Source organism: Nocardioides sp. P5_C9_2 (assembly GCF_054049555.1).
This window is the reverse complement of record NZ_JBFUMD010000031.1, coordinates 1-15203: the sequence shown is the minus strand read 5'-3', so window position 1 is coordinate 15203 and position 15203 is coordinate 1. Positions and strand designations below refer to the sequence as shown.

The following is a 15203-nucleotide window of genomic DNA, read 5'->3' as shown; positions in this document are numbered from 1 at the left end:
GGCGGCGGCGGTGTCCTCGTAGAGCGGCCGCGAGCCCCCGGTGACGACGAGCGTCCACACCGGCAGCTCCGGCCGGAGGTCGAGCCCCCAGGGAGGCCGGAGCTCACGGAGACGGCGCACGCGGATCTCGTCGTCGTCGCTCCACGAGTCCGCGGCGGCGGGCTCGAAGCCCATCCCGACCGCGAATTGCAGCGAGAACTCGCGCATCGAGACCGCCGGGTCGTGCGCTACGGCAAACACCGGCGTCATGGCGGCGATGTGCTCCTCCACGGCCGCCGCGCCGCGGGCCAGGTCGAAGCACGCCGGCTCCAGCAGGACCAGCGACAGCACGAGGCGCGGCTCCCGCTGTGACGCCAGGATCGCCGCGCTGGCGCCGTACGAGTGGGCCACGACGTGCCCGCCGTCCCTCGCCCGGAGCATGTCGAGGATGCGGTCGGCATCGCGCGAGGCGTCGTCACCCCCGGCGTCGCGACCGAGGAACTCCCAGTCCGGGTCCGGCGAGGCGGCCTGGAGCGGCCACGCGTCGGCGCCGGACTTCCCGGCACCGTGGACGAAGACGGCGGCGACCACCGCTGTCAGTCCGAGCCGAAGAGGTCCCGCGTGTAGACCCGGTCGGCGACGTCGGCGAGCTCGGGCACCATCCGGTTGGCCACGATCACGTCGGCCTCGGCCTTGAAGGCGTCGAGGTCGCTGACGACCTCGGAGCCGTAGAACCGGCCGTCGGCGTCGAGGTGCGCACCGCCGATCTCGGGCTCGTAGACGATGACCGGGATCCCCTTGGCCTTGATCCGCTTCATGATCCCCTGCACGGAGGACTCGCGGAAGTTGTCCGACCCGGCCTTCATCAGCAGCCGGTGCACGCCCACGACGCGCGGCTTGCGGTCGAGGATGTCGAAGGCGATGAAGTCCTTGCGGGTCGTGTTGGCGTCCACGATCGCGGTGATGAGCGTCTGCGGGACCTCGGAGTAGTTGGCCAGCAGCTGCCGGGTGTCCTTGGGAAGGCAGTAGCCGCCGTACCCGAAGGACGGGTTGTTGTAGTGCGTGCCGATGCGCGGGTCGAGCCCGACGCCGTCGATGATCTGCCGCGTCGCGAGCCCGTGCGACAGCGCGAACGAGTCGAGCTCGTTGAAGAACGCCACCCGCATCGCGAGGTAGGTGTTGGCGAAGAGCTTGATCGCCTCGGCCTCCGTGGGTGCGGTGAAGAGCGTCGGTACGTCGTCCTCGTCGGAGCCCTCGACGAGCAGGTCGGCGAAGCGTCGGGCCCGGTCGCTGTCCTCGCCGACGACGATGCGCGCCGGGTGCAGGTTGTCGTGCAGGGCTCGGCCCTCGCGCAGGAACTCGGGGCTGAAGATCACGTTGTCGGTGCCGAGCCGCGCGCGCACGTCCGCGACGAACCCGACCGGGACCGTGGACTTCACGACCATCGTCGCGTCGGGTGCGTGCCGCAGGACGTCGACGATCACCGCCTCCACGGAGGCGGTGTTGAAGTAGTTGGTGACCTCGTCGTAGTTGGTCGGCGTCGAGATGATGACGAACTCCGCGCCGGCGTAGGCCTCGGCCGCGTCGGTGGTGAAGGTGACCGTCAGGTCCTCCTCGACGAGGAAGCGCTCGATGTCCTCGTCGTGGATGGGGCTCTTGCCCGCGCGCAGCGTGTCGATGCGCGCCTCGTCGAGGTCGAGGCCGACGACCTGGTGGTGGCGGGCGAGCAGCATGGCCATGGACAGGCCGACGTACCCGAGTCCGGCGACGGCGATCCTGGTGGGGTGGGTGGTCACGCGGCGCATTCTGCCCGAGTCACGCGCCCAGCGCGGCGGCAGTGCGGTGAACGATCTCGGTCAGCCGCGCCGGCGAGGTGGCGATGTTGAGGCGCACGTGCCCGCCGGTGCCGGGGTGGTAGTCGTGGCCCGGGGAGACCTTGACCCGGCCCTTCTCGAGGATCGCGGCCGCGGCGTCCCAGTCGTCGCGCCCCGGCGGAGCGTAGGCCCGTAGGTCGAGCCAGGCGAGGTACGTCGCCTCGAGCGGCCGCATCCGGGCCAGCGGCAGGTGCTCGGCCAGCAGCTCCGCCAGCAGGGTGCGCTGCTCGTCGAGCCGCTCGCGCAGCGCCGCCAGCCACGGGTCCCCGTGGGTGTAGGCCGCCACCGCGCCCACGACGCCGAGCGTCGACCAGGAGTCGTTGCGGGCCATCGGCACCGAGAACAGCCGATCGCGGGTCGCCTCGTCGCCGGTCACGACCTGGGCGCACTTGAGCCCTGCGGTGTTGAAGGCCTTGGACGAGGCGACGACGGCCACCGCGTGGTCGGCGGTGCCGGGCAGGGAGAGGTAGGGGACGTGCTCGGCGCCGGGCAGCACGAGCGGTGCGTGGATCTCGTCGCTGATGACCCGGGCCCCGTGCGCAGTGACCACGTCGCGGATCCCCTCGAGCTCGGCGCGGCGGAAGACCCGTCCCCACGGGTTGTGCGGCTGGGTGAGCAGCAGCGTGCGGGCACCGTCGGCCAGGAGGCGGTCCAGGCGGTCGAGGTCGATGCCGGCCCGGTCGTCGTCCGCGTCGACGACGAGGTCGCGCCGCTCCCGCCCGGTGATCGCGGCGATGTCGAGCTGGGGGCTGTAGGCCGGGACGGGCATCACCATCGGGCCGGGGTCGGACAGCGTGTCGAGCGCGAGCCGGACCCCGGCGGTGACGTCCACGACCGGGATGACGTGGTCGGGCTCGACCCGGTGGTCGAACTGCCTCCCGGCCCACGCGGCGTACGCCCGGCCCAGCTCGCCGCCGGTCTCGAACCGCGGGTAGCCGGTCTGCCCGGCGTCGATCGCCGCGTGCAGCGCGTCCGTGACGACCTCGGCAGGCGCATAGTCCATCTCGGCCACCCAGGCGGGGATCACGTCGGGCTCGACGGTGCCCCACTTGAGGACCAGTGCGCGGCGGGCTTCGGCGTCGGTGAGGTCTCGGATCACGGTCCCGACCCTAGGCGGGCAGGTCCCGTCGTCGTCCGTCCTCCGGGTCGTTGCGTGTCTCGTGGCCGGGCCCGAGGCCGTGCGTGATCGCCCACAGCACCGCCTGCGAACGGCTGTCGGCGTCGATCTTGCGGTAGCAGGACCGCACGTAGGACTTGACCGAGTTGATCGACAGTCCCATCCGCGCGGCCACGTCGGTGTTGGACAGGCCGCCGGCGATGAGGGACAGCACCTCCGCCTCGCGTGCCGTCAGTCCCTGGTCCTGACCGACCCAGGCCGCGCCGTCCTGCGTGCCCCGGCGGTCCGGGGACACCACGACGCGGCCGGTGTGGACGGCGTGCAGGGCGGTGACCAGCTCCGAGGCGGTGAGGGCCTTCGACAGGTAGCCGGAGGCGCCCTGGCGGATCAGGTCCCCGGCCAGCCAGGGCTGGAAGTTCCAGGTGTGGACGACCACCTTGCCGACCCGGCTGTCGGCCAGGAGGCGCGCCACCCGGCGCTGTCCCTGGATCGTCGCGACGGTGTCGCACAGGACGATGTCGGCGGACGAGGACGACAGGTCGACCAGCTGACAGCTGTCACCGTGGGACTGCAGCATCGCGGCCACACCGCGTACGACGAGCTCGTCGGCGTCGACGAGAGCAACCTTCAGCACCATCGAACCAGCAGTCCTCTCCTCCACGAATATCGCTTTACATCGTAAACCGAGGAGGCGCATCACGGAAGGGCCGGGCGTGGAGCCACGCCGGCGGGGCGGTGGACGAGCCGCCGCGCCACCGGCGTGGCGAGGTGTCGCACGCTCCCAGCCGGGGTGCGGGTCAGGCCGGAGCCACCCACACTCGCCAGTCGCAAACCCGTCGCGCAGGCGGCGGGTCCCTCGAAAGGTAGCCACGATGCTAGACGACCCGTGCCGACCGTCGCCAGCGAATCCCACGAGTCGGAGGACCTTCGGGTCTGGTGACCCCGGGACGGCCCGCCGTACGTTGCGGACAGGCGCCGGCGATTCGAGGGACCGGCGAACCGAGAGGTGGTGGGCATGGACGAGGACGTGGTCCGCGAGCTGACGGTGGCCGAGTGCTGGGAGATGCTGCGCGCGGAGGAGTTCGGCCGCCTCGCCTTCCGGCTCGTCGACGAGGTCCACATCACCCCCGTCAACTACGCCGTCTACGGCGAGACCCTCCTGTTCCGCACCGCCGAGGGCAGCAAGCTGCTGGCGGTCGTCATGGGGTCCGAGGTGGCCTTCGAGGTCGACCGGTACGGCGAGGAGGCGGCGCGCAGCGTCGTCGTGCGCGGGTCGGCACGGCTGCTCCCCGAGGACGAGGCGCACCGTGCGGAGAACGTCCCGCTCCGCCCGTGGGTGCCGACGATGAAGGCCAACGTCGTCGAGATCACCCCGACCGTCATCTCGGGGCGGGCCTTCTCGCTGGCCCGTCCGTGGCTGCACCTGCGTCCGCACGACTGAGGCCTGCAGCGCGTCGACGGGTCGGCGCGCCCTGCTCCTGCTCCCGCTCGCGGCGTCGCGCGGCACCAATCTGCGGGCCGATGTGTCTCCGAACACATCGCACCCCGGCCCGCTCAAGGGTTTCGGGCTGCCCGAACCGGCCGCACGCCCCACCGCGGTCCGGGCCAACTCAAGGAGTAGTTGCTGATGAACCGCTCACGACCCACCAAGCGGCACGGGGCCATCGCCCTGGCCTGCACCGGAGGCCTGCTGGCTGCAGTCGGCGTCGCCGGTCTGGGCCCGCTCGCCGCCACCGCGTCAAGCCACCGGGAGGCGCCGCTCATCGCGGGCACCCCCCAGTACGACACGACGGACCTGTACGCGTTCCGCAGCCCTGAGAAGCAGGGCACGGTCACGCTGGTCGCCAACTGGCTGCCCTTCGAGGAGCCGGCGGGTGGCCCGAACTTCTACAGCTTCGCCACGGACGCGCAGTACGACATCCACGTCGACAACAACGCGGACGCCAAGCCCGACGTGACGTTCCGGTGGACCTTCAAGGACCACTACGTCACCAAGGACACGTTCCTGGCCGCCACCGGCCCGGTGACGTCGCTCAAGGACAAGAACCTGAACTACTACCAGACCTACAAGCTGGTCAGGATCTCCAAGAGCGGCAAGGTCAAGACGATCGTCAACAACAAGCGGGTCGCCCCGTCGAACATCGGCAAGGCGTCCATGCCTGACTACGCCAAGCTGCGCGACGAGGCGACCACCATGCCGAAGAAGAACGTCAAGTCCTTCGTCGGCCAGGCCGAGGACCCGTTCTTCCTCGACCTGCGGGTCTTCGACCTGTTGTACGGCGGCGACCTGTCCGAGGCCGGGGACGACACCCTGGCCGGGTTCAACGTCCAGTCGGTCGCGCTCCAGGTGCCCAAGAGGTGGGTGGCCGAGAAGAGCAACGCCAAGAAGAACCCGGTGATCGGCACCTGGTCGACGACCCAGAAGAAGTCGACCAACGGCAAGTACGTCCAGGTCTCGCGCCTGGGCAACCCGCTGGTCAACGAGGTCGTCATCCCGCTGAAGCTCAAGGACGGCTTCAACGCCTCCCAGCCGACGCAGGACGTCGGCGCGCTCAAGTACGTCACCAACCCCGAGCTGCCCAAGCTCGTCGAGTCCGTCTACGGCATCGACGCGCCGAAGACCCCGCGCAACGACCTCGTGTCGGTGTTCCTCACGGGCGTCAAGGGCCTCAACAAGGCGAAGGGCAAGGTGACGCCGAGCGAGCAGCTGCGCCTCAACATGTCGACGCCCGTCACGGCCGAGCCGAACCGGCTCGGTGTGATCGGTGGCGACACCCAGGGCTTCCCCAACGGCCGCCGGCTCGGTGACGACGTCATCGACATCGCGCTCCAGGTCGTCGAGGGCGAGCTCGTCGGATCGGCGAACGACCTCGGTGACGGCGTCGACGCCAACGACGCCGCGTTCGGGAAGAAGTTCCCCTACCTGGCCCTCCCGGCCAGCGGCAGCAACGCCGACCCGCACCCGTCCACGGGTGGCGCGGCGAAGCAGTCCGCCGACACCGGCGGCCTCGTGCAGGGCGTCCTGCCGAGCCGCCAGAACTCCTTCGCGTTCGTCGGTGTGGGGCTCCTCGCCCTGCTCGGCGGCATCGGCGGCGCCGCCCGCCAGAAGCGCAAGGACTGACCCTCACCACCAGCCCGGCCGCGCGGCGTACGCGTCGCGCGGCCGGGCTGCACCACCGCTCACCGTCGGAAGGACACCCCATGCGCAAGAGCCTCACCGTGATCGGCATCGGCCTCGTGCTCGGTGTCTCCGGCGGCCTCGGCGTCGCGACCACGTCCGGTCCCGCGGACGTCCGTCCGGCGGCCTCCGTGGCCCGTGTCGTGCCCGACTCGGGGCAGGACCTCGAGGCGAGCATCGTGGCCCTGCAGGACACCCTGCGGCGCGTGCCCGGCGACCACGCGTCCTGGGCCAACCTCGCCGTGGCGTACGTCGAGCAGGCCCGCGTCAGCGGCAACGCCACCTACTACGACAAGGCCGACGAGGCCGCTGCACGGTCCTTCGAGGTCGAGCCCGACGAGAACTTCGCGGCCCTCGCGGCGCGTGCCGCGATCGCCTCGGCCCGCCACGACTTCTCGGACGCACTGGCGAGCGCCGACGCGGCGCTGGCGATCAATCCGCGCGACCTCGGCGCGCTGGCCATCCGGGTCGACGCCCTCAACGAGCTCGGACGGTACGACGAGCAGCTGAGGGCGCTGCGCACCGCCGACCGGCTGCAGCCGAGCACCGCCGTCGCCGCCCGGTACTCCTACGCCTACGAGCTCCGCGGCGACCTCGGTCGCGCCCTCGGCATCCTGCGCCGCGCGGCCGCCACCGGCTCGCGGGCCGACAAGGCGTACACCTTGACGCTCGCCGCCGACATCCTGCGCAAGCAGGACCGGCTCGCCGCGGCGGGCCGCCAGCTCGACATCGTGCAGGAGGCGGTGCCGGGCTACCTGCCGGGACTCGTGTCCTCAGCCCGTCTCCAGGTCGCACGCGGTGACCTCGAGGGCGCAGTGGCGACCTGGAGGGCCGTGGTGGCCCGGCAGCCGCTCCCCGAGTACCTGACCGAGCTCGGCGAGCTGCTCGCGCACCTCGGTCGACCCGACGAGGCCGACGCCCAGTTCGCCGTCGTGCGCACCACCATCGAGCTCCTCGACGCCAGCGGCGTCCGCACCGACCTGGAGACCGCGCTCTTCGAGGCCGACCACGGATCGGCCGAGCGTGCCCTCACCCAGGCCCGCGCCGAGTGGCGGCAGCGCACCAGCGTCCACGTCGCCGACGCCCTCGCCTGGGCGCTGCACCGCAACGGTCGCGACCGTGAGGCGCTCACCATCGCCCGCCGGGCCACCCGTCTCGGCTCGCCGGAGGCGAAGTTCTGGATCCACCGGGGCACCGTCGAGGCGGCACTAGGGATGACGCGCGAGGCCCGGACCCACCTGCGGCGCGGGCTCGACACCGACCCCGGTCTGTCCCCGTGGCAGCGCACCCTGGCCCTCAGGGCCCTCGCCCAGATCGAAGGAACCCGATGAGAGTCCTCGCGCGTCTCCTGCTCGCCCTCGGCGCCATCGCCGCGAGCCTCGTCGTCACGGCCGCCCCGGCGGCAGCGCACCCCCTCGGCAACTTCACGGTCAACCGCTACACCGGGATCCTCGTCTCGTCCACCGGTGTCGAGGTCGACCACGTCGTCGACCTCGCCGAGATTCCCACCGCCCAGCTCGGCAGGGCGATCGACGACCTGCCCGCCCTGGCGCAGCGCGAGTGCGCCACGACGGCCCGCGGGCTGGAGCTGCAGTCGGGCGGCACCGACGTACGCCTCACCCTGGACAGCTCGTCCGCGACGCTCGGTGACGGCGAGGGCGGACTGCCGATCACCCGGATCACCTGCGGCTACTCCGGCGCCGCGGACATCGGAGCCGGCGAGATCACCTTCCAGGACTCGACCGCGCCGGGATCGGTGGGATGGCGCGAGGTCACCGCCGTCGGCGACGGAATGACCCTGACCAGCTCGGACGTCCCGAGCGACAGCACGAGCGACCGCCTCACGTCCTACCCCCAGGACCTGCTGCAGTCCCCCCTCGACGTCACCTCCGCCTCGCTCGTCGTGTCCCCGGGCGGACCGCCCGGCGTGCTCCCCGGCACCGAGGACGACGGGCCCACCGCCAGCAGCGGCAGCTGGCTCTCCGCGCGCGCCACGTCCCTGCTCGGGGAGAACGGCTGGATCGCCGCCTTCCTCGCCGTCCTCGTGGCTCTGACCCTGGGCGCCACGCACGCGCTCTCGCCCGGGCACGGCAAGACCGTGATGGCCTTCTACCTCTCCCAGCGCGGTGACCACTCCGTGCGCTCGGCCCTCGCGGTCGGCAGCGCCGTCACCGTGGCGCACACCGGCTCGGTCCTGGTCCTGGGCATGCTGGTCTCGCTCAGCAGTGCCTTCGTGCCGGCCCGGATCTATCCGTGGCTGACGCTTGCCACCGGGCTGCTCATCGTCGGCCTCGGGCTCTACCTGCTGGCCCGACTGCGTACGGACGGCGGCCACGGCCACGGACATGGCCACGGCCACGGACATGGCCACGGCCACGGCCACGGCCACGGACACGGGCACGGGCACGAGCACGAGCACGGTCACGACCACGCGCCCGCGCCCGAACACGCCCCGGCCGGGTCGGTGTCGGTCGCGTCCGCGCCCGTCGTCGTGGGAGCCCCGGCGGAGCCCGAGACTTCTCCCGGTCGTTGGAGCGTCGGGGTGATGGGCCTGGTCGGCGGCCTGGTGCCGAGCCCGTCGGCGCTGCTGCTGCTGCTCGCGGCAGTGGCCCTGGGGCGGGCATGGTTCGGCTTCGTGCTGGTCCTCGCCTTCGGCATCGGGATGGCGGCCTCCCTGGCCGCGGTGGGCCTGCTCGCCCGCGACGTGGTGACCCGTCTCGAACGGCTCGCCCTGCAGCGCGGCTTCCTGGCGGGGAACCTCCGCACCTACCTGAGGTACGGCGCCGCGTTCGGCATCTGCGCGGTCGGGTCCGGGGTCGTCGTCCGCACCCTCATCGGGTTCTGACGAGAGCCGGGTCACACTTTCTCCGTCGATCTCCCATCCGGACACCGGCCTCGCGCCGAACCAGTGTTGTTGCACACGGAGTGCAACAAGGACCGGGAGGTCATCGCATGCACGTCCCCGACGGATTCCTCGACGCACCGACCTCGCTGGCCACCGCGGGGGTGGCGGTCGTCGGCATCGCCATCGCCCTGCGCGGTGCGCGCCGCGAGCTCGACGACCGGGTCGCACCCCTGGCCGGCATCATCGCGACCTTCGTCTTCGCCGGTCAGATGATCAACTTCCCCGTGGCGGGAGGGACCAGTGGGCACCTCATGGGGGGCGCGCTCACGGCCGTCCTCGTCGGTCCCTACACCGGGCTGCTCTGCATGACGGTCGTGCTCGTCGTGCAGGCGCTGCTCTTCGCCGACGGCGGCATCACGGCACTCGGCACCAACGTCGTGCTGATGGGGGTGGTCGCCGTGGTCGTCGGCTACGCCGTCTTCCGCGGTGCCCTGCTGGTGCTGCCCCGACGGCTCTCGATGGTGGCGCCCGCCGCGGCGCTCGGCGCCATCGCGTCCGTGGCGGCGAGCGCGGCGACCTTCGTGCTGCTCTACTCCGTCGGCGGTGTCGTCCCGATCCCGTTCGACACGCTCCTGACGGCGATGGTCGGTGTGCACGTCCTGATCGGGATGGGGGAGGCGCTGATCACGTTCATGGTCGTCGCCGGGATCGTCTCGGTGCGCCCCGACCTCGCGCACGGTGCGCGAGGGCTTCTCGACGCCCGCGAGCTGGAGACCCGGAAGGTCCCGGCATGAGGGGCACGAGGGGCACGAGGACCGTGTCCACGCGCGCCGTGCTGCTGACGGGCCTCCTCGTCGCGCTGGTCGTCGCGGGCCTGGTCAGCCACTACGCCTCCGCCAGCCCCGACGGGCTCAACCGGGTCGCCGGCGACCTGGGCTTCGCATCCGCGGAGCAGGCCTCCGGCGGGGGCCCGCTCGCGGGCTACGAGGTGTCCGGCGTCGACCACTCCCGTCTCTCGGGCGGCCTGGCCGGGGTGCTCGGCTGCCTGGTGGTCCTCGGGCTCTCGTCCCTGCTCCTCCGGCTCCGACGCTCGCCCGAGCTGCCGCCGGCCCGGGTCCGTCCCCGTCATCGGGGCGAGTGATGGGCGCCCCGCACGGACACCGGCTGCACTTCCACGGCCACTCCCCGCTCCACCGGGCGCCCGCCCACCTCAAGGTCGCGGGCCTGGTCTGCTTCATGCTCGTCGTCGTGGCCACCCCGCTGGCGTGGTTCCCCGTCTTCGCGGCGTACGCCGTCGTGCTCGGCGTCCTGGTCGCCGTGTCCGGCGTGCCCGCCCGCTACCTGGCTCGGCGCATGGTCGTCGAGACCCCGGTGCTCGTGTTCGCCGCGGTGCTGCCGTTCGTCGCCTCGGGCCCCGCGGTCCAGGTCGCCGGGCTGTCGCTCAGCGAGCCCGGCCTGGTCGCCGCCGCCGGCCTCGTCACCAAGGCCACCCTCGGCGTCCTCGCCAGCCTCCTGCTCGCCGCCACGACGGATCCACGGGACCTCCTCGCCGGCCTCGAGCGGCTCCACGTGCCCGCACAGCTCGTGCAGATCATGGGGTTCATGGTCCGCTACCTCGACGTCGTCACCGACGAGCTGCGCCGGATGCGGACCGCTCGCGAGTCCCGCGGGTTCACCGCCCGCGACCCGCGGCACTGGCCGGTGCTCGGGCGCTCGGTCGGGGCGCTGTTCATCCGCTCCTTCGAGCGTGGCGAGCGGGTCCACCTGGCGATGATCGCCCGCGGCTACGACGGCAGCTCCCGCCGATGACCACCCCCGTCCTCGACCTGCAGTCCGTGGCGTTCGCCTATCCCGACGGCCACCAGGCGCTCTTCGGGGTCGACCTGCACGTGCACCGCGGAGACCGGGTGGCCGTGCTGGGCCCGAACGGCGCCGGCAAGACCACCCTCGTGCTGCACCTCAACGGCATCCTGATGCCGGGTCGCGGCACGGTGACCGTCTCCGGGCTCCCCGTCGTCCGGGAGAACCTCCGCGAGATCCGGCGTCGCGTCGGCATCGTCTTCCAGGACCCCGACGACCAGCTCTTCATGGGCAGCGTCCGCGACGACGTCGCCTTCGGCCCGCGCAACCTCGGGATCCGGGGCGCCGAGCTGGACCGACGGGTGATGGCGGCGCTCGACATGGTGGGCATGGCCGACTTCGTCGACCGCCCACCGCACCACCTGTCCTTCGGCCAGCGGCGTCGCGTGGCCGTGGCCACCGTGCTCGTGATGGAGCCCGAGGTCATCGTGCTCGACGAGCCGAGCTCGAACCTCGACCCCGCGTCCCGCCGCGAGCTGGCCGACATCCTCACCGGCCTCGACGTCACGTTGATGATGGTCACCCACGACCTGCCCTACGCCCTCCAGCTCTGTCCCCGGGCGGTCGTGCTCTCCGACGGCGTCGTCGCCGCGCAGGGTCGGACCCTCGACATCCTCACCGACGACGCCCTGATGACCGCACACCGTCTCGAGCTCCCCTACGGGTTCGACCCGAGCAGGTGCTGACACGACCGGGGTGGACGCGCTCGTGCCGGCGTGGTTGGGCCGCCCCGTTAGGTTTCGGGCATGGGATTCATGAAGAAGGCCGGTGCCCTCGGAGTCGCCAAGATGGTGTTCGACGAGGCACGCAAGCCCCAGAACCAGGCGAAGATCAAGCAGGCCCTGCAGCAGGTCAAGGACCGTCGCAACCAAGGCCGCGCCAGCTGAGTCCGTAGCCGCCCGGTCAGCGTCAGCAGGTCAGGGCAACCGTTCAGCGGGTCCGAGGCAGTGCCTCGAGCACCTTGTCGGCCGCGTGCAGCGACGCGATCAACGCGGTCGCGCACCCGGCGCCGACCGCGGCACCGCAGAACACCAGGATCTCGCCCTCGGTCCACCCCGTGATGTCGGCCAGTGCGCTGATGGAGTGCCTCGAGGTCATGACGGGCTCCGTTCCTGCGACTCCGGGACCACCAGCCTGCTCCTATCGGGCGCCGACTGCCTCCCCCGCCCCGGGTGAGTTGTGGCGCCGCGACGACCGCGCGTCACCGGTTCACGGGAAAACCGCGCACGGGTGGCTCCGGTCCGACGGCCGTGCCGGAGGCTGTCGGCCGGAGGCCCCCATGACCGTCACCATCACCCACCCCGGAGCGGGACTGCTCGCCCCCGCCCTGGACACCCTCGCCGACGTCGTCGCCGGGGACTGGGCGGCCGCCGCCCGCCTGTGCGCCGTCCGTCTCGACGACCCGAGTGCCTGTGAGCTCGACCTGGGCGTGGTGGCCGAGCGGGCCGGCGTCGTACGGACCCCCCGGCACCAGTACGGCTTCCGCGTGCACCACCGGTTCGTGGTCGTGGAGGAGCACCCCGCCATCCTGGCCGCCGCGCTCGACCTCTACGTGAAGCTGTGGGCGGGGCAGTGGGACACGATCGAGCAGGTCGCCCCGACCCGCTCGCGTCCGGTGCCCGGCTGGCGTCCGCTCGAGCTGCTCGACACCCGGATCCGCCACCAGCTCCCCGACACCTGGTCAGGCCGGCCGTACGCCGCGCAGAGCCTGTTCCTGGCGCCGCCCACGGCACGCCTGGCGCACCACGTCCTCACCGAGCTCGAGGGGGGCACCGCCCGCAGCCACCAGTACGAGGTGCCGGCGGGACCGGCCGCCGTGCGCTTCACCTGACCGCTCGGGCCATCCAAGATGTCGAGACCTCAGGGTGTCGAGACCTCAGGGCGTCGAGGCCTCAGGTGCCGAGACGCTCGTCGAGGAGCCTGACCATCGGCCAGGCGCCGCGCGACCAGTTCGAGACCACCGTCCACGTGGTGTCGGTCGACGGCTGGTGCAGGCTGGTGAACGACACCCCGGCGTCGGAGCCCTCGAGCCACACGGCGTCGCCGGTCGCGTCGAGGTGGAAGCCGAGGCCGTAGCGCCGGGACTCCTCCGGCCAGTCGCTGTGCGGTCGTACCATCTCCGCGACGACCGCCGGCGCGACGATGCGGCCCGCGTGCAGCGACCCCCAGAAGGTGTGCAGGTCGGCGACGGTCGTGAAGGCGCCGCCGTCCCCGGTGCCGAGCACCGGCAGGTGGAGGACGTTGCTCCGCAGGCCGTCCGCCGCGAGGTAGCCCCGCGCCGCCCGGCCGGGGAGCTCGTCCAGGCGCAGGAACGCGGTGTCGGGCATGCCGGCGGGCTCGCACACGAGCGTGCGCACCAGCACAGGGTGGTCGATGCCGGTCGCGCGCTCGGCCAGCAGGGCGAGCACGACGTAGCCGCCGTTGCAGTAGGCGAACCGGTCCCCGGCGGGGGACACGGTCGGATGCCCGTCGAGGACCGGCAGGAACTGCTCGGTCGTGGCCAGCAGGTGGACCGGCACGGACAGCACGTAGTCGGTGACGTCCCCACCGCCCGACTCGTCCAGGTAGTCGCCGATCCCGGAGCGGTGGGCGAGCAGGTGCTCGATGGTGACGTCGTCGGCGACGAGCGGCAGGTCGTCGCCGAGCAGTGACCGTGCCGTCGTCCCCAGCGTGAGCGTCCCGCGCTCGACCAGGGCCATGACCGCCAGCGCGGTGAACGTCTTCGATCCGCTGGCGATCGCGAACCGGGTGTCGGGGGTGTTCGGGATCGCGTGGGCCCGGTCGGCGTACCCGTGCGCCACGCACAGCTCGGTCCGACCCGCGCGGTCGACGCGGACCACCCCGGAGAACCCGGTGCGCTCAGCCGTGGTGCGCACCGCGTCGCGCAGCGAATCGCTGTCGGGCATGCGCGGACCGCTCATCCGGCGGTGGGAGGGAAGACGCAGAACTCGTTGCCCTCGGGGTCGGCCAGCACCGTCCAGTGCGGCTGGTCCCACAGGCGTGTCGCGCCGCGGGCGAGCAGGTCGTCGACGCGACCCACGACGTCCCAGTGCACCCGGTTGGGCGCGGTCCGCGGCTCGGGGACCGGCGCGAAGTCGAGCGTCATCCGCTCGTCGACCGCGACGCCGGTGAGGGTCCAGCAGTCGTGCTCGGCGTAGTAGGTCGGCCCGGTGCCGAAGAGCTCCCCCCACCATCGGGCGAGGAGCTCGTGGTCGACGCAGTCGATGCCGATCCCGTGGAGGCGATAGGCCGGCAGCTGGTCGGGGGGCCGCACGAAGGCGCAGAACTCGTTGCCCTCCGGGTCGGCCATCACCGTCCACCCGAGGCCCGTCTCGGTGGCCGGCGCGAGCACCGTCGCCCCGAGGCCGACCAGGTCCTCGACCGACGCGCAGTCGACGTCGAGGTGGGTGCGGTTCTTCGTCGTGTGGGGGCGGTCGACGGGGTTGACCCACAGGGTGTGGCGCGGGGTCGGGCCGCTGAGGCGGGCCGGCGCCTCGCCGTCGGCGACCTCCAGTCCGCTGACGTCCGCCCAGAACCGGGCCTGGGCGCCGACGTCCATGGCGTCGATGCACAGGTCCTGCCAGGTGACGAGGCTCATGCCCTCAGTCAATCAGGAACGCGGCGTCAGGTCAGCCCGCATGCGGCGTGCCTATGCTCGCCCCATGACGATCCAGCAGACCACCGAGCTCACCAACGCCGCGATGCTGGGCCTCGGGGTCTACCGACCCGAGCGGGTCGTCACCAACGACGAGATCTGCGAGGTGCTCGACTCCGACGACGAGTGGATCCAGAGCCGCTCGGGGATCAGGACGCGGCGCTTCGCCGGCCCGGACGAGAGCCTCATCGGCATGGCGACCACCGCCGCCGAACGTGCGCTCGAGGTGTCCGGCGTGACCGCCGACCGGCTCGGCGGTGTCATCGTCGCCACCTCGACGCACCCGGAGCACACGCCCGCCTCGGCCCCGCAGGTCGCCACCCGGCTCGGGTCGACGGCGGCGGCGTTCGACGTCTCCGCCGGCTGCGCGGGCTTCTGCCACGCGCTCAACCTGGCGTCCTCGATGGTCCGCTCGGGTGCCGAGAAGTACGTGCTGGTGATCGGGGTCGAGCAGCTGAGCCGCTTCATGGACCCCACCGACCGCGGTACGGCGTTCATCTTCGCCGACGGTGCCGGCGCGGTCGTGGTGGGACCTGCGGAGGCGACCGGGATCGGCCCGACCGCCTGGGGCTCGGACGGCTCGCAGGCCCACGTCATCAACCAGACCCCGAGCTGTCTCGGCGGGCACGGCGAGGGGCAGGCGGACCACCCCGTCGTACAGATGGAAGGGACGGCGGTCTTCCGCTGGGCACCCT

Annotated in this window: 18 protein-coding genes; 11 read left to right on the top strand and 7 right to left on the bottom strand. The window is 72.2% G+C overall.

The genetic code is table 11. The annotated features are described in order from the left end of the window. The 4 genes from ACXJKL_RS03115 to ACXJKL_RS03100 all read right to left on the bottom strand — a co-directional run. Nucleotides 1-570, bottom strand: a 570-nt coding sequence (locus ACXJKL_RS03115) for an alpha/beta fold hydrolase (protein WP_457205590.1), incomplete at its 3' end; no start/stop codon positions are given. Nucleotides 571-575: 5 nt separating this feature from the next. After that, nucleotides 576-1775, bottom strand: coding sequence for a nucleotide sugar dehydrogenase (locus tag ACXJKL_RS03110; RefSeq protein WP_457205589.1), 1200 nt, complete (start codon nt 1773-1775; stop codon nt 576-578). 19 nt (nt 1776-1794) lie between these two features. After that, complete coding sequence (locus ACXJKL_RS03105) at nt 1795-2952, bottom strand: MalY/PatB family protein (protein ID WP_457205588.1); 1158 nt, start codon at nt 2950-2952, stop codon at nt 1795-1797. Nucleotides 2953-2962: 10 nt separating this feature from the next. Then, nucleotides 2963-3607, bottom strand: a complete 645-nt coding sequence (locus tag ACXJKL_RS03100; protein WP_457205587.1) for a response regulator transcription factor — start codon at nt 3605-3607, stop codon at nt 2963-2965. Nucleotides 3608-3985: 378 nt separating this feature from the next. On the opposite strand from ACXJKL_RS03100, the gene ACXJKL_RS03095 reads away from it, so the two are divergent. The 9 genes from ACXJKL_RS03095 to ACXJKL_RS03055 all read left to right on the top strand — a co-directional run bounded on the left by ACXJKL_RS03095 (nt 3986) and on the right by ACXJKL_RS03055 (nt 11740). Then, nucleotides 3986-4411 (top strand): pyridoxamine 5'-phosphate oxidase family protein, encoded by a 426-nt coding sequence (locus ACXJKL_RS03095; protein WP_457205586.1) that lies wholly within the window; start codon nt 3986-3988, stop codon nt 4409-4411. 186 nt (nt 4412-4597) lie between these two features. Further along, nucleotides 4598-6091 carry a DUF4331 domain-containing protein gene (locus tag ACXJKL_RS03090; protein ID WP_457205585.1) on the top strand — a complete coding sequence of 498 codons (1494 nt, stop codon included), beginning with the start codon at nt 4598-4600 and terminating at the stop codon, nt 6089-6091. A gap of 80 nt (nt 6092-6171) precedes the next feature. Next, complete coding sequence (locus ACXJKL_RS03085; protein WP_457205584.1) at nt 6172-7479, top strand: tetratricopeptide repeat protein; 1308 nt, start codon at nt 6172-6174, stop codon at nt 7477-7479. Then, a complete protein-coding gene (locus ACXJKL_RS03080) occupies nt 7476-8993 on the top strand; it encodes a HoxN/HupN/NixA family nickel/cobalt transporter (RefSeq protein WP_457205583.1) in 1518 nt (505 codons plus the stop codon). The genes ACXJKL_RS03085 and ACXJKL_RS03080 overlap by 4 nt, the downstream gene beginning before the upstream one ends. Nucleotides 8994-9100: 107 nt before the next feature. Beyond that, a complete protein-coding gene (locus tag ACXJKL_RS03075) occupies nt 9101-9787 on the top strand; it encodes an energy-coupling factor ABC transporter permease (RefSeq protein ID WP_457205582.1) in 687 nt (228 codons plus the stop codon). Beyond that, nucleotides 9784-10134 (top strand): PDGLE domain-containing protein, encoded by a 351-nt coding sequence (locus ACXJKL_RS03070; RefSeq protein ID WP_457205581.1) that lies wholly within the window; start codon nt 9784-9786, stop codon nt 10132-10134. Before ACXJKL_RS03075 ends, ACXJKL_RS03070 begins: the two co-directional genes overlap by 4 nt. After that, on the top strand, nt 10134-10802 hold the full coding sequence (gene cbiQ / locus ACXJKL_RS03065; RefSeq protein WP_457205580.1) for a cobalt ECF transporter T component CbiQ: 669 nt from the start codon (nt 10134-10136) through the stop codon (nt 10800-10802). The genes ACXJKL_RS03070 and cbiQ overlap by 1 nt, the downstream gene beginning before the upstream one ends. Further along, nucleotides 10799-11539, top strand: a complete 741-nt coding sequence (locus ACXJKL_RS03060; protein WP_457205579.1) for an energy-coupling factor ABC transporter ATP-binding protein — start codon at nt 10799-10801, stop codon at nt 11537-11539. Before cbiQ ends, ACXJKL_RS03060 begins: the two co-directional genes overlap by 4 nt. 60 nt (nt 11540-11599) lie before the next feature. Further along, the gene (locus tag ACXJKL_RS03055) at nt 11600-11740 is read left to right on the top strand and encodes a hypothetical protein (RefSeq protein WP_457205578.1); all 141 of its coding nucleotides are present in this window, start codon (nt 11600-11602) and stop codon (nt 11738-11740) included. A 43-nt stretch (nt 11741-11783) separates the two neighbouring features. On the opposite strand, the gene ACXJKL_RS03050 is transcribed toward ACXJKL_RS03055, so the two are convergent. Beyond that, nucleotides 11784-11951: a hypothetical protein gene (locus ACXJKL_RS03050; protein WP_457205577.1), complete on the bottom strand. Its 168-nt coding sequence runs from the start codon at nt 11949-11951 to the stop codon at nt 11784-11786. Between the two features lie 181 nt (nt 11952-12132). Here ACXJKL_RS03050 and ACXJKL_RS03045 point away from each other — a divergent pair, with 181 nt between their 5' ends. Beyond that, nucleotides 12133-12684, top strand: coding sequence for a hypothetical protein (locus tag ACXJKL_RS03045; RefSeq protein ID WP_457205576.1), 552 nt, complete (start codon nt 12133-12135; stop codon nt 12682-12684). 61 nt (nt 12685-12745) lie between these two features. Here the strand turns inward: ACXJKL_RS03045 and ACXJKL_RS03040 are convergent, their stop codons facing one another. Next, complete coding sequence (locus ACXJKL_RS03040; RefSeq protein ID WP_457205575.1) at nt 12746-13759, bottom strand: serine hydrolase domain-containing protein; 1014 nt, start codon at nt 13757-13759, stop codon at nt 12746-12748. Nucleotides 13760-13770: 11 nt separating this feature from the next. Further along, entirely contained in the window at nt 13771-14451 is a 681-nt protein-coding gene (locus tag ACXJKL_RS03035) for a VOC family protein (RefSeq protein WP_457205574.1), read from the bottom strand. Nucleotides 14452-14515: 64 nt separating this feature from the next. Between ACXJKL_RS03035 and ACXJKL_RS03030 the strand changes: the two genes are divergently transcribed. Continuing rightward, nucleotides 14516-15203: thiolase family protein (locus ACXJKL_RS03030; protein ID WP_457205573.1), on the top strand; the 688-nt coding region annotated here is incomplete at its 3' end.

Excerpts from the sequence above, each read along its gene's own strand:
- ACXJKL_RS03100 (WP_457205587.1), bottom strand. The coding sequence starts at position 3,607 with ATGGTGCTGAAGGTTGCTCTCGTCGACGCCGACGAGCTCGTCGTACGC.
- ACXJKL_RS03095 (WP_457205586.1), top strand. The coding sequence starts at position 3,986 with ATGGACGAGGACGTGGTCCGCGAGCTGACGGTGGCCGAGTGCTGGGAG.
- ACXJKL_RS03090 (WP_457205585.1), top strand. The coding sequence starts at position 4,598 with ATGAACCGCTCACGACCCACCAAGCGGCACGGGGCCATCGCCCTGGCC.
- ACXJKL_RS03085 (WP_457205584.1), top strand. The coding sequence starts at position 6,172 with ATGCGCAAGAGCCTCACCGTGATCGGCATCGGCCTCGTGCTCGGTGTC.
- ACXJKL_RS03080 (WP_457205583.1), top strand. The coding sequence starts at position 7,476 with ATGAGAGTCCTCGCGCGTCTCCTGCTCGCCCTCGGCGCCATCGCCGCG.
- ACXJKL_RS03075 (WP_457205582.1), top strand. The coding sequence starts at position 9,101 with ATGCACGTCCCCGACGGATTCCTCGACGCACCGACCTCGCTGGCCACC.
- ACXJKL_RS03070 (WP_457205581.1), top strand. The coding sequence starts at position 9,784 with ATGAGGGGCACGAGGGGCACGAGGACCGTGTCCACGCGCGCCGTGCTG.
- cbiQ (WP_457205580.1), top strand. The coding sequence starts at position 10,134 with ATGGGCGCCCCGCACGGACACCGGCTGCACTTCCACGGCCACTCCCCG.
- ACXJKL_RS03060 (WP_457205579.1), top strand. The coding sequence starts at position 10,799 with ATGACCACCCCCGTCCTCGACCTGCAGTCCGTGGCGTTCGCCTATCCC.
- ACXJKL_RS03055 (WP_457205578.1), top strand. The coding sequence starts at position 11,600 with ATGGGATTCATGAAGAAGGCCGGTGCCCTCGGAGTCGCCAAGATGGTG.
- ACXJKL_RS03050 (WP_457205577.1), bottom strand. The coding sequence starts at position 11,951 with ATGACCTCGAGGCACTCCATCAGCGCACTGGCCGACATCACGGGGTGG.
- ACXJKL_RS03045 (WP_457205576.1), top strand. The coding sequence starts at position 12,133 with ATGACCGTCACCATCACCCACCCCGGAGCGGGACTGCTCGCCCCCGCC.
- ACXJKL_RS03040 (WP_457205575.1), bottom strand. The coding sequence starts at position 13,759 with ATGCCCGACAGCGATTCGCTGCGCGACGCGGTGCGCACCACGGCTGAG.
- ACXJKL_RS03035 (WP_457205574.1), bottom strand. The coding sequence starts at position 14,451 with ATGAGCCTCGTCACCTGGCAGGACCTGTGCATCGACGCCATGGACGTC.